Origin of the sequence: Qingrenia yutianensis, from assembly GCF_014385105.1 — a bacterium.
GTDB lineage: Bacteria > Bacillota > Clostridia > UMGS1810 > UMGS1810 > Qingrenia > Qingrenia yutianensis.
Window position 1 is genome coordinate 15,985 of sequence record NZ_JACRTE010000013.1, and the last position, 13,470, is coordinate 29,454.

At 44.3% G+C, this 13,470-nt stretch carries 13 protein-coding genes; 11 read left to right on the plus strand and 2 right to left on the minus strand.

Annotation, left to right across the window (positions count from 1 at the left end):
• Positions 1 to 21 precede the first annotated feature (21 nt).
• Both H8706_RS09325 and H8706_RS09330 read left to right on the plus strand, forming a co-directional pair.
• Positions 22 to 1,413, plus strand: a complete 1,392-nt coding sequence (locus H8706_RS09325; protein ID WP_262432418.1) for a zinc-ribbon domain-containing protein — start codon at positions 22 to 24, stop codon at positions 1,411 to 1,413.
• Complete coding sequence (locus H8706_RS09330) at positions 1,410 to 1,589, plus strand: hypothetical protein (protein ID WP_050619561.1); 180 nt, start codon at positions 1,410 to 1,412, stop codon at positions 1,587 to 1,589. The genes H8706_RS09325 and H8706_RS09330 overlap by 4 nt, the downstream gene beginning before the upstream one ends.
• A gap of 74 nt (positions 1,590 to 1,663) precedes the next feature.
• Here the strand turns inward: H8706_RS09330 and ant(6) are convergent, their stop codons facing one another.
• Positions 1,664 to 2,536, minus strand: coding sequence for an aminoglycoside 6-adenylyltransferase (gene ant(6), locus H8706_RS09335; protein WP_002582178.1), 873 nt, complete (start codon positions 2,534 to 2,536; stop codon positions 1,664 to 1,666).
• Between the two features lie 54 nt (positions 2,537 to 2,590).
• The gene (locus H8706_RS09340) at positions 2,591 to 3,358 is read right to left on the minus strand and encodes a nucleoside phosphorylase (protein WP_002582179.1); all 768 of its coding nucleotides are present in this window, start codon (positions 3,356 to 3,358) and stop codon (positions 2,591 to 2,593) included.
• Between the two features lie 617 nt (positions 3,359 to 3,975).
• Here H8706_RS09340 and H8706_RS09345 point away from each other — a divergent pair.
• From H8706_RS09345 to H8706_RS09385, 9 genes are all read left to right on the plus strand, one after another.
• Positions 3,976 to 4,800, plus strand: a complete 825-nt coding sequence (locus tag H8706_RS09345; protein WP_050618024.1) for a ParA family protein — start codon at positions 3,976 to 3,978, stop codon at positions 4,798 to 4,800.
• Positions 4,757 to 5,692: a ParB/RepB/Spo0J family partition protein gene (locus tag H8706_RS09350; protein WP_050618025.1), complete on the plus strand. Its 936-nt coding sequence runs from the start codon at positions 4,757 to 4,759 to the stop codon at positions 5,690 to 5,692. The genes H8706_RS09345 and H8706_RS09350 overlap by 44 nt, the downstream gene beginning before the upstream one ends.
• A gap of 231 nt (positions 5,693 to 5,923) precedes the next feature.
• Complete coding sequence (locus H8706_RS09355) at positions 5,924 to 6,628, plus strand: hypothetical protein (protein WP_262432419.1); 705 nt, start codon at positions 5,924 to 5,926, stop codon at positions 6,626 to 6,628.
• Between the two features lie 71 nt (positions 6,629 to 6,699).
• Entirely contained in the window at positions 6,700 to 10,950 is a 4,251-nt protein-coding gene (locus H8706_RS09360; RefSeq protein WP_262432420.1) for a SpaA isopeptide-forming pilin-related protein, read from the plus strand.
• A gap of 148 nt (positions 10,951 to 11,098) precedes the next feature.
• Positions 11,099 to 11,392: an exodeoxyribonuclease VII small subunit gene (locus tag H8706_RS09365; protein WP_003525240.1), complete on the plus strand. Its 294-nt coding sequence runs from the start codon at positions 11,099 to 11,101 to the stop codon at positions 11,390 to 11,392.
• Positions 11,393 to 11,401: 9 nt separating this feature from the next.
• Positions 11,402 to 11,995, plus strand: a complete 594-nt coding sequence (locus H8706_RS09370; RefSeq protein ID WP_262432421.1) for a hypothetical protein — start codon at positions 11,402 to 11,404, stop codon at positions 11,993 to 11,995.
• Between the two features lie 13 nt (positions 11,996 to 12,008).
• Positions 12,009 to 12,242 (plus strand): hypothetical protein, encoded by a 234-nt coding sequence (locus H8706_RS09375; RefSeq protein WP_066733305.1) that lies wholly within the window; start codon positions 12,009 to 12,011, stop codon positions 12,240 to 12,242.
• Entirely contained in the window at positions 12,220 to 12,777 is a 558-nt protein-coding gene (locus tag H8706_RS09380; RefSeq protein ID WP_044761244.1) for a hypothetical protein, read from the plus strand. The genes H8706_RS09375 and H8706_RS09380 overlap by 23 nt, the downstream gene beginning before the upstream one ends.
• Before the next feature lie 5 nt (positions 12,778 to 12,782).
• Positions 12,783 to 13,466 carry a hypothetical protein gene (locus H8706_RS09385; RefSeq protein WP_262432422.1) on the plus strand — a complete coding sequence of 228 codons (684 nt, stop codon included), beginning with the start codon at positions 12,783 to 12,785 and terminating at the stop codon, positions 13,464 to 13,466.
• The last annotated feature ends 4 nt before the right edge of the window (positions 13,467 to 13,470 follow it).

Here is a 13,470-nt window from a genome sequence, read left to right on the forward strand (position 1 = left end):
AAAGGAAGGGGTGGTTGTACTATGACGGGCAGTTTAGCAAGCGTTCATCCGGAGCTTATTCCTGAATGGTCAGAGAAGAATTTACCGCTGACGCCGGATAAGATAACCTTCGGTTCAAATAAAAGAGTGTGGTGGAAAGGTGCTTGCGGACACGAGTGGGAAACGAGCGTCAAAGCTCGCTCAAAGGGCGAGAAATGCCCGATATGCTCAGGAGCGAGAGTAATAGAGGGTATCAATGATTTAGCCACATTGAAGCCCCTGCTGGCTCAGGAGTGGTCTGAAAAGAACGAATTAAAGCCTACTGAGGTTTCTGTCGCTTCTCATAAGAAGATTATTTGGAAATGCAAACACGGACACGAATGGGAAGCAAGCGTTAAAAGCAGAACGGTAAACGGCACAGGCTGTCCATACTGCTCACATAATAAAGTCCTTGCAGGATTCAATGACCTTGCTTCACAGTATCCTGATATTGCTGCTGAATGGTCTGACAGAAATCTTCCGTTGCAGCCTACAATGGTAACAGCCTTTGCAAACAGTAAGGCTTGGTGGAAATGCAGAGATTGCGGAAACGAGTGGTACACTCTTATTTCAACCCGTTCCGGTGGGAGCAGATGTCCGTATTGTAGTGGATATACATTGCTCAAAGGATTTAATGACTTGGCGACTACGCACCCTGACCTTGCCGCCGAGTGGTCAGAAAGAAATTATCCTCTATTACCTGATGAGGTAAACGCAAAATCAAGACGCAATGTTTGGTGGAAGTGTAAGACCTGCGGCAATGAGTGGAAGTCCGTAATAAATGCCCGTGTAAAAGGAACGGTATGCCCGGTCTGTGCGGACAGAGCGGTTCTTGCAGGGTACAATGATTTAGCCACAACGGACAGGAAACTGCTTGCTGAATGGGATTATGAAAAAAACTCTCTGCTCCCGACACAAGTATCAAGAAAGTCGATGAAAAGTGTGTGGTGGAAATGTTCACTCGGACACTCTTGGAAAGCAAAAATCAGCGACAGAACAATTCTTGAAGGAAAATGCGACGTATGCGAAAGCGAATATCGCTCCGTATTCCCCGGCTTGGCTGTTGCCTATTACGCAAAGCAAAAAGGACTAAAGGTGCAGCTCGGTTCGGATAAACTATTAGGAATACCACTTGAAACCTACATTCCGTCAGAAAAGCTGGCGATAGAATTTACGAACGGCTCAGAACATATGGAGGTTCTCAAAAGCCACCTTTGCAAGCAGCGAAATATAAAACTCGTAAAACTCCCTTTTAAGACAACCGAAACGGAAACGGAGTATGCCGACAGAGTAAAAGCAGTTTTCAAAAGCGTACATATCTTTATTTATTCTGATGTCGAAGTAGATGTTTCGGTAATCAAAAGAAGATTCGATGAATGGAGGAAACGACTATGAGAGAAGAAAAGTTCCATATCTATCTAAATGATGACGAATATAGCAGATTGATACAATCACTTATTCGTTTGAAGAACAGCCTGACAGCACAAGGCAGATGCACCGATGCAGTAGATGATATTCTTTATAAGGTGCTTTCAGCTAAGAGAAGAAAGTTCAAAATCAAATATATCTGAACACGAAAAGAGACCGCCTACACGATGTAAGCGGTCTTTGCCAATTTAGAGTAAGTTCGACAAATTGGAATTTGTCAATACCTATTACCATAAAGATATTTATTTGAAATTCTCTTTTGTGTTTCCAAATATTTTGTAACGTTTTCATCATAATCAGGATAATTATAACCAAGTGAATCTGCCACTTTTTTAGATATTTTTTTGAACAAACATAGACACAAATCAAACGATTTCCACATTTCTTCATACGAACTCATTGAATATGTATTTAGTAAGTTATCCCACAATTCTTTTGAAATATGCTTATCTAAAAATTTATAGTTTTTACCCAAACTGAAATTAAATCCTTTTTCAGTACCGACATACCAACTAATCATCCTAAGAAGCTCATGACGTAATACTTCATTCATATGGTCTATTGCAAATAGTATTTCACCACGAAGTAAGCCCTTGGATACATATGTTGCAACATTCCAAAATTCGTTACAACAGTCATCAAACTTTCTTTCTGTTGGACACTTAATGTAATAATCTTCATCTGTGGGAACTATTTCTGTTTTAATCATATTATCTTTATCTAACATGATTTTTACAAGTTTATCGCGAGTAAGATACTCCTCAAGCATTGAAACAGGTAACAAAGTTAAATCAATCTTTACACCATCATCAAAAAGCATTATATAAGAAAATCCTTTTTCTTCTGGAGGAAATAATTCCATATCTTCAGGTTTTTGCATCATAATTCTGTTACCAAAAACACTAAGCCAGTCATCGCTTTTCAAAAATTCTCCCATATCTATAACAAAAAAAGTAATATCATAATCTTGAAGATTGTCTTTTGGTATATTAACATTAGTGCGAGACCCCTCAAGAGTTACAATTCTAATTCTCTCATCTTGAAAAGCAAAATTCAAAACTAAATCGTATATTTCTTTTTCAGTCCTCATTTCATTCACCTCAATAAAATTATATCACAAAAAAAAGATTGATTCTAACTGTTCTTATAATTTGATAACCGCATCAAGGCAGAGCGTAAGTGCATATTCGTATGCATTACCGCCCCAGTTTCTTTCGTCGTATTTGTCAACATCTGCAAGACTGTCTGCGGTATAAAGTATCATACCCCAGGTTGCCCCTCTGAAATCAGCACAGGCCGCCAGAGCAGAACATTCCATTTCTACAACTGCACAGCCTTCACTTTTGCGATAAGCCACCTTTTCTTTGGTTTCACGGAAAAATCCATCCGTTGACCAGGTTATAACCTCCTGATATTTCATACTATGCTCAAGAATGGTTTCTTCAATTGCTTTTCTTGCCTTCTCGCTGATTTCCACAAATCGAGAAGGGGGCGCATAGTGATAAGATGTTCCCTCATCACGCAGAGCCTTGTTTGGTACGAGGAATGTACTTTCGGGGAACTTTTCCAGAGCACCGCAACTACCTGCCGAGATTACCTCTCTTACACCATAACCAATCAGCCAATCAAGTATCTGTGTGGCTGCTGCCGCACCAACGGGTGCTTGACAAAGCACAATGTCCTCACCCTTGTATTTGGTGATGTAAATGGGATAATGCTTCGTTGCACTCTCAAAAGTGGATACCTGTTTGGTATCACTTTTACTGGCATATTCATCTATGTAAGCACCAAGAAATGCGAACACACATTTCTTGGGTAAGTTCAAACCAAGATTTTCATGAGTGGGATTAAGAACTGCTGTCTGCTCTGTATCAAACTCCAAAATCGGTATTTCGTTTTTAATAATAGCCATACTATCTCTCCGTCAAATTCAAATTTGTCTTTCTCTTAATTTCCTATTATACATCAGAATTATGAAAATTTCTACCCGCCGTCTTTTTCGCTGGTAACAGTGAGAAAGGCGGCTTTTTTGTTTCTAAAAAAATATTTTCAAGAAATTTTTGAAAAAGGGGTGATTTTGGGTGTGCATTTTGACCCCCTTTGTCCAAATGAGTGAAGGGGTTAATTCCGAACCACGAAAAGGTCAGCCCTTTCGCTTGTACTTTGACAACTGAATAAATCATTCACTAAGACTTTATTTCTGATGATTTTAGCCACCTTATCGGGTACGCCGAGACTTCTGCATTGCAGAACAGCGAGAACTCCCGGTATAAGTAATAGGTTGCCCCTGTTACGGCGACGACAGTCAGAAGGATAATGATACTTCTCTACGGAGCTGGCGGAGTACCCGGCAGAGGTGAAATTCCTATGATACAGATTAGCAGTCTGTTCCTTAGTGACTTCCCGTGAGCTTTTTGCTCGGCAAGGGGTGTTTAGAACAAATATTGCCCGACCGGTTAGGAAATGAGCCGGTCAAGTACATAGCCATACTGCGATGGCTATGAATTTTACGAAAGGAGGACGCACAAAGTGTCGAACTGCAAAACGATTGCCATATGCAATCAAAAAGGCGGAGTTGGAAAGACGACCACTACGGTAAACCTCGGTGTCGGTCTTGCAATGCAGGGAAAGAAAGTGTTGCTCATAGACGCAGACCCACAGGGCGACTTAACCACTTGTCTCGGCTGGCAGGATACAGACAACTTGGGTATCACGCTTGCAACGAAACTCACAGATGTCATAAACGAAACGATGAATGACCCTACGGTCGGTATTCTGCACCACGACGAAGGTGTTGACCTTGTTCCGGCAAACCTTGAGCTTTCAGCAATGGAGTTTAACCTTGTCAACGCAATGAGCAGAGAGACGGCATTGAGAAACTATCTCAGCGAAGTGAAGGACAAATACGACTATATCCTTATAGATTGTATGCCTTCCCTCGGAATGGTAACAATCAATGCTCTATCTGCGGCAGACAGCGTTATTATTCCTGTTCAGGCTCAGTATTTACCGGCAAAAGGAATGACGCAGCTTGTTCAGACCATTTCAAGAGTTAAGAAGCGTATCAATCCGAACTTAAAGATTGACGGTATGCTTCTCACTTTGGTGGATAGCCGTACCAACCTCGCCAAAAGCACGGTAGAAGCTCTGAGAGAGAACTTCGGTAGTCAAATTATGATGTATCGAACATATATCCCGATTGCCGTAAAAGCCGCAGAGACTTCTTCCAAAGGCAAGAGCATTTTTGCCTACGAACCGGGCAGCACGGTGTCAAAAGCGTACACCGAATTTACAAAGGAGGTGTTAGCCGATGGCAGGAAGAAAGAGCGACTTCACTCTCACGAAGCTCGATGACTTATTTTCAACGCAGGAACAGAGAGATGAAGAAAAGCTTTCCAAAATCCGAGATATTCCCTTGACTGAGATTGACGATTTCCCCGACCACCCTTTTAAGGTGCGTGATGACGAGGATATGGCACAGCTCATTGAGAGTATTAAGGAACGAGGGGTTATTACTCCGGCGACGGTAAGGCAGAAAGAGGACGGCAGATACGAACTCATTTCAGGACACAGACGAAAGCGAGCCTGTGAGCTTGCCGGGTTTGATACGCTCCGATGTGAAGTTGTTGAGCTGAACCGAGACGAAGCCACAATTTTAATGGTTGAGAGTAACTATCAAAGGTCGCAGATACTTCCCTCTGAAAAAGCCTATGCCTACAAAATGCGTTTGGAAGCGATGAAAAGGCAAGCGGGCAGACCGAGCAAAGATAATTTAGTCCCAGTGGGACAAAATTTTTCAAGGGAAGAACTTGCAACTCAAAGTGGCGAAAGCCAAACGCAAATTCAGCGTTATATTCGCCTTACAAACCTTGTTCCCGAACTTTTGGATTATGTTGACGAGGGGCGAATTAAAATGCGACCGGCGGTTGAATTGTCTTTTCTCGATGAGGACAGTCAGCGTGATGTGGTTGATGAAATCGACCTGAACGACGCAACCCCGTCCCACGACCAAACAATCCGTATGCGAAAGTTCTTTGAGGAGGGCAAGCTCACAACCGAAGCAATCCAAGCGATTATGTCGGAGGAAAAACCAAACCAAAGGGAGAAAATTGTTTTGAGGGGCGACAGGGTTCGACAGCTTATCCCGAAGAACATTCCCATAAGCCAAACGGAGGATTTTGTGTGCAAGGCATTGGAGCATTACAACAAGTTTCTGCGAAGCAGAGCCGACCGTGACAGCCGATAGCCTTCCCCCTTTCTCACACTCTAACCCCTATATATACCGGCAATTAACCTGCTGAAAAATATACTCTATCTCCCTTGAGTATATCTATCTCAATAACATATAGCTGTCTATATAAGGGTTCGCACATTTGGAGCAAAAGCAAAATGTCTGCTACGATAAAAAGTTCACCAATCGCACCTTTGATGTTTTGACCGGTTTTGATTACGATTAAGGCAGAAAGGAGCGATGGATATGAAAAAAAGGCTGATACCTTGTGTTCTTGCCTGCCTGATGATTTTCCTCGTAGGTTGTACCAGTAACACAGCCAAAGAAGCTGCACAGGAGATAACGAAAACAGAGACTTCTTTTCCGGCTGGTAATAACGAAACAAATTCTCAGGAAGATACGGCAGAAGAACCGGAAAGCACGGCAGTTCAGGAAGAAACACCGATTACGGCAGAAGAAAGCCAATCAACCGCTGAAAGTCAGACGGTTGCAACTGTTCAGACAAAACCGGCGGAAGATAAAACGGCTGAAACTCCTGTAACTGAAAAGCCAAAGGCAGAGCCACCAAAGCAGACAACCACGCAGGCTGAACCCGAAAAACAAACGGAACAGCCAAAAGAACAGACAACTGCCGAACAAAAGCCGGTTGAAAAACCGACTGAAAAGCCGGCAGAACCGAAACCGACAGAGCCGCCCAAGCAGACATTTGATGTCAGCCCTTATGTAAGTTACGCAAAAGAGTATGCGGTGAGCATAGGGCTTTCTCTTGACAGCACGGCGACAGAATGTTGGGACAATCCCATATCCGCAAATCCTAACCGAAGCGGTATTAACTCTGATATTGAAAGCAGGCTTAACCGATACAAGAACAGCGAGGGTTTTACCGCTGTGTGGATATGGACAGAAAAGCTATCCGATACGGAGTACAACATCTATATCGGTTACTGCTGAAACAAAATGAATTTTAAGCGGACGCACTGAGTAAAATCGGTGCGTTTTTGCATTTCAAGGAGGAAAACGCAATGGTTAAAACAAAATTCAAGAAAGCCGTCTCGCTTATGTTGGCGGCGGTTATGAGCCTTACTGCTTTTATGGGCATTGGGGCAACGACAGCCTTTGCAGCCGTAGGCGAAAAAGCCGATGTGTACCTCGTCGATTATCCCCGAAGCGGAGATACCAATAACAACGGCGAATGGGGACACGGCAATCTCAACTATATGAACGGTTGGAAAGGCTTGTCCACGAAATATACAGGACTTCGTGCAATGGGTTCGTATTCGGGCAATATCGCCTACTGTATTGAGCCGGGTACAGGACAGCGGACAGGAGATACTCTCACCGAAAAGGACGAGAACTTCTTTAATAACATCAGCCCGAACGGAACGATTTCCGGCGATGATATTCGCCTGCTTATCGGTCGCATCTTGCAGTACGGCTACCGTGGAGGTATTTCGACAAGCTGGAAGTCGCAGAATGAAAGCGACGCAAACTGTATCGCACACGCTTATGCCACTCAGATTTTGATTTGGGAAACTATTGTCGGCGAAAGAGACGCAGGCTTCAATCACGTTTCTACCGGAGGGTGCAATGCCGTGCTTGAATGTGTAAGCTCTGCACACCCACTCCGCAGTAAAATCTTGTCGTACTACAACAGTATGGTAAAAAGTGTTCAGAATCACACCAAAGTACCGAGCTTCTGCACAAGGTCAAGCGGTTCTGCCAAGGTGAACGAGCTTGAATGGAACGGAAGCAAGTATGTTGCAACTCTCACCGATACAAACGGTGTGCTTGGCAATTACAATTTCTCGGCAAATATTGACGGCGTTTCGTTCTCTGTCAGCGGAAACAAATTGACTGTTTCAATGGAAAAAGCTCCGAGCAAGGAATTTACTATCACAGCCGCAAAAAAGAACGGTGTCCGCAGAGGTGTAGTTGTATGGACTGACGGTATCCATCAGAACGGCAACGGTATTCAGGACGTGGTTACTTATGCTCAGGAGGTCAGCGACCCTGTCAGCGGCTTTGTCAAAATGAAGGTAAGCTACGGCTCTTGTCAGATTGTAAAGACAAGTGAGGACGGAAAGGTTGACGGCATTCAGTTTACTGTCAGCGGTAATGGTGTCAATCAGACTGTAACAACCGCAAACGGCGGTAAATTCCAACTGGATAACCTTATGCCCGGTGTTTACACGGTCACAGAGCAGTCTATCGACAAATATGTTCCACAGGAGGTTCACAGAGTAACCGTTGTTGCCGGTCAGGTGGCAAAGGTCAACTTCAATAATGTTCTCAAAAGAGGTAATCTTCAGGTTATCAAATCTTCGGAGGATAATCTGGTCGAGGGTGTAACTTTCCACCTTTACGGAACTTCGCTTGCGGGTATTGCCGTAGATGAATATGCAGTGACAGATAAGAACGGTGTTGCTTCTTTTGATGATGTGCTTATCAGCGGCACTACCCCATACACCGTTGAGGAAGTGGATACCGCAATCCGTTATGTTGTGCCTGCAAATCAGACCGCACCGATTAACTGGAAAGAAGTAACCACAAGAAACTTCACGAACATTCTCAAAAAGTTCAGCGTAACCGTAACAAAGAGCGACCGAGAGGAAGGCACACCGCAGGGCGACGCTACCCTTGCCGGAGCAGTTTACGGCATTTATAAGGGCGAAACCCTTGTGGACAAATATGTTACGGATAAGAACGGGCAGTTTACCACAAAGGAATATATCTGTGATGATGACTGGACAATCCGTGAAATCACTCCGTCCGAGGGCTATCTGCTTGATACCACAATTCATAAGGTTGGTGCAGAACCGCAGCTTTATACGGTGGAACACAATCAGACCGCAAATGATGTTACCGAACAGGTTATGAAAGGCAATATCGCTATCATCAAGCATACCGATAATGGCGAAACTCAGATTGAAACACCCGAAAACGGTGCAACCTTTGAAATCTATCTGAAATCTTCCGGCAGTTTTGACGCAGCAGAAGAAGATGAAAGAGATGTCATTGTCTGTGATGAAAACGGTTTCGGGCAGACAAAGGATATGCCTTACGGCGTATATACTGTTCATCAGACCGCAGGCTGGGAAGGTCGTGAGCTGATGAAGGACTTTGATGTGTTCATTGCTCAGGACGGACAGACCTACCGCTATCTTATCAACAACGCAAACTTTGAAAGCTATATCAAGGTTGTCAAGGTGGACGCAGAAAGCGGTAAAAACATTCCGTATGCCGGTGCAGGCTTCAAAATTTTTGACCCTGACGGCAATCAGGTAACAATGACCTTTACTTATCCTACCCCGACAACGATTGATACTTTCTACACCGACGCTAACGGACAGCTTGTTACACCGGAAAAACTGGAATACGGCAAGGGATATTCTCTTGTGGAGGTTCAGGCTCCTTACGGATATGTGCTTGACAGCACACCGGTGTACTTTGATGTGGCAGAGGAACATTCTTCCGATGAGGGTGGTATTACCGTGATTAAGGTAGATAAGCCTAATATGGCACAGAAAGGTACTGTCAGCATTGAAAAGACCGGAGAGGTATTCTCAGGGGTAAATATCTCCGGAGAGGAAAACGCCGATGTGATTTATCAGCCTGTCTATGAAGTGAAAGGTCTTGCAGGTGCGGTTTATGAGATTACCGCAGCAGAAGATATTATCACTCCCGACGGTACAGTACGTTTCACAAAGGGCGAGGTCGTAGATACTGTTACCACAGATGAAAACGGACTTGCCAAGAGCAAGGAGCTTTACCTCGGCAGATATACGGTGGTCGAAATAACCGCACCGGAGGGTATGGTTATCAACAAGGAAGCTCACGAGGTCGAGTTGACCTACGCAGGTCAGGAAGTTGCCGTGACGGAAACCGCAACCAGTTTCGTAAATGAGAGACAAAAGGTTACGGTAAGTCTTGAAAAGGCTATCGAAAAGAACGACATCTTCAATATCGGCAACGGCGATGAAGTGAAGAATATCAGCTTCGGACTTTTCGCCGCAGAGGAGCTTGTTTCCGCAAGCGGTACTTCTATTCCGGCAGACGGACTGATTGAGATTATCTCACTTTCCGAGAACGGCAAGGCTGTTATCAAGACCGACCTTCCTTTCGGAAGCTACTATGTAAAGGAACTTGCAACCGATGAGCATTATATCCTTTCCGACAGCAAGTATCCGTTTGCTTTCAGCTATGCGGGACAGGATACCGAAACAGTTGAGCTTGCAGTCAATGACGGCAAGCCGATTGAAAACAAGCTCATTTACGGTTCTGTTTCCGGTAAGAAGATTACCGAGAACGGCGAAGAACTCGGCGGTGCGGTTATCGGTCTGTTTAAGGTTGATGAAACCGAATTTACAAAAGAAAATGCTTTGATGACTGCTACCTCTGAAAATGACGGTAGCTTTTCTTTTGAAAAAGTACCGTATGGCAACTGGCTTGTAAGAGAAATCGAACAGCCTGCCGGTTTCGTGCTTGACGTTACTTCCTATGAGGTTATCGTGTCCGAGGACGGTCAGATTATCGAGGTTGAAATTGTCAACGAGTATGTTCACGGCAACATCAGACTCACAAAGGTTGATGAAGATTACCCGGACAACAAGCTGACAGGAGCGACCTTTGAGGTTTACAAAGATGTAAACGGAGACGGCAAATTGGACGACGGCGACGAGCTTATCGGAACGCTCTCCGAAACCTCTACCGGTATTTACGAGATGAAGGAGCTTCTCTACGGAAAATACCTTGTAAGAGAAACCAAAGCACCGGAAGGCTTTGAACTTGATAAGGGTGTGTACTCTGTTTTCATTGAAAAAGATGAAACCACCTGCGAGGTAGAAAACAAAGCCGGTGTCGGCTTCATTAACACGGCTATGAAAGGAAACCTGAAAATCGTTAAGACTTCCTCTGACGGTAAGGTTGAAGGCTTCACTTTCAGAGTTACAGGAGTAAACGGTTACGACCGAAGCTTCACGACCGATAAGAACGGCGAAATCATTATCGAGGGACTTCGTATCGGCGATTACACCATTTCCGAGGTTCAGGATAGTGTTTCTGCTTCCTATGTGCTTCCTGCGGATAAGATTGCAACCGTAAAGGTCGGTTCTACTACCGTTGTGGAAATGCACAATGAGCTGAGAGATACACCAAAGACCGGAGACAACAGCAATGTCGGCTTGTGGACTGCACTTGCGGGACTTTCTGCCCTCGGCATTGTAGGCACAGCCATTATTGCGTACAGAAAAAAGAAGAAGGAGGACAATGAGTAATGGACGCTAAAACAATCGTAGCAGTTGTATTGGTCGCCTTTATTATCGGCGGCTTTATCTTCTTGCAGATTAAGAACAGAAAGAAATAAGGAACGCTTGTGTGGGCGGAGTGAATACTTCGCCCACAGTTCTTTTACGGAGGTGCATTATGAACAAGCAAAAGACGGTTGACAGCAAGGTGCTTGCAATACTCAGAGAATGCCCCGAAACGAGGTATGACGATATGCAGCTTATCCTTTGCTATTACAACCGATACAGCTATATGAGAGTCGGAGATTTACCGCTTGAGGATATAGTCAACAACTATAAAGGGTACGGCTTGCCGTGCTTTGAGACTATCCGCAGAGCAAGACAGAGAGTGCAATCCCTATTTCCTGAACTGTCCAGACAGTGCAGTGGCTGCGACTGCGGAAACATCAGAATTGTGATTGAAGTAAGCTGAGGTGTGGATATGAACGAGGAAAAAAGAAAAATAGGTGAATACACTGTTCTCTGCTCGGTCAATGTGGGCGAAAAGGAAGTTATCTTGGCTTCCAAAGAGCAAAGTACAAACGGCGATAAATTTATGTGCGGCTTTGCAGAGAGAAACGACCTGTTTGAACTGTGTTCGGAATGTATGGTAAGCGATGACTATATCGAAATCGTACACCTTTTCGGAAGCCGTGTGGCAAATGAAGCGGAGCTTTTCAAGGAACAGGTCGAAAAACAGGATATTCCAATCTCACTCATAACGGAAGCCGACTGTATCCCCGACCACTATTCCAAAGACATCAACGGCACAATCATTGCCATTGACCCCAAGGTATTAAAGCCCGAATTTCAGCGAGCCGACAGACAGCTCTACTATGTTACAGGTGGTTTCGGTGCGTCGGCAAACAGCCGTGGAAGTGCCGTGTTCTGCACAAATCTTCACACCGGCAAATCAACCCGATATGAAAGAATGGATGTTATGGGCGAAGTAAAGCCTGAGCGTCTGCCTGAATGGGCAAAGGAAAAGGCACAAGAGCTTTCAAACAAGAAGCGAAATAAAGACAAAGAACGATAAGGAGGACAAAGCAATGAAGGAAAATTTCACTTTTCAGCAAAAGACAAAGCTCCTGACAAAACTGTTTGACGCAGGCTGCAATACAGAAAAGAAATTGCAGCAGCTCGATATGGAGAGCATTTTGAAAATTCCGGGTATCACTATTCCGGATATGAGCCTGATTATCGAGCTTCAGAAGCAGACCAAAGCCAATAAGCTGTTCTCTTATTTGGGAGGTGGCACTGATGAGCAGGCAGGAACAGAATGACCGTCATATCATTTGGAGCGACATTAGCCTTGACCTTGATGATTGGCGAGAGTCTTTGGAGGAACTGTATCCCGGATATTCCGATGATGAGCTTTACGACATTATGGTAAAATCAAATGCCGAAAACCTATATGATGAACGAGTAAATCTCAACATTCAGCTTTCACAGCCGATTATCGTAATCGGCGACCTCGGCAGATGGAACGGCAGAGTGTCGGGCTACAAGATGATTGATTCAGGCAACATTAAGGACTGCCTTTATTCCGATACCGATTACACCGAATGGTATGTGGATAAGTACGGCGACCTTCGAGCCGATGCCGTTCATCACGACGGAACAAACCATTATCTATACCGTGTATTCAAAGACGGTGTTACCGATACGCAGATTGAAAATCTGCAAGATAAAATCTACAACGGAAAAGCCACAAGAGCCGACATCACACGAGTTACCAAAAGGCTCGGCGATGACATTGCCGGAGTTTATGGCTTTCCTATTCCAAAGCAAAGACAAACAAACGAACAAGCGAGGTGATGAAAATGGATTACAGAGTATTGACCGAAGCAGAGCGTAAATACACATTCAGCCAAAGCCAGCAGCTCTCTATGCAGACCGGACTTATTGGATATTTGCGAGCCGACTTCGGTTCTAACGGGAACGAGTTTTGGACGACTTGGAACGATTTTAGAAAAGACTTGAAAACCGATGAATTTAAGGCTGAATTTGATGATGTGATAAACGGATTGCGTGACGGCGATGTTTTGTCCGGCAGAAATGCTATGTCCTCTTACTGTTATTCCACTCCCGACAGTTCCTTTAATGATGACCGCAACCACTACGGCATCCGTCTTGATACGGAAAAGTACAGCTATCTTATGAGGTTTAACCCCAACAGGGGCGAGTACAATCTTTACTGCTATTGCTATCAGAAAGAGTGGCTGAACAACCACTTGAAAAATGCCGAGCGTGGTATCCGATTTATTGACCCGCACTATCAGGAGCAGTTTCGCATTGCGGACGGAGAAAAAATCTCAATTAAGCTCGGCGATGGCAAAACAATGGAGAGGACTTGCAGATATATCGACGACTACCATTTGGAGGTCGGCACAAATCTCTACCATATCTGCGAATTTGCCGAGCTTTGCGAGAGAAACGGTCATACCGTAGAACCAGCCGCAAAAGAAAACAAAAAACCTGCAAAGAACAAAGAAAAATCACGATAAGGAG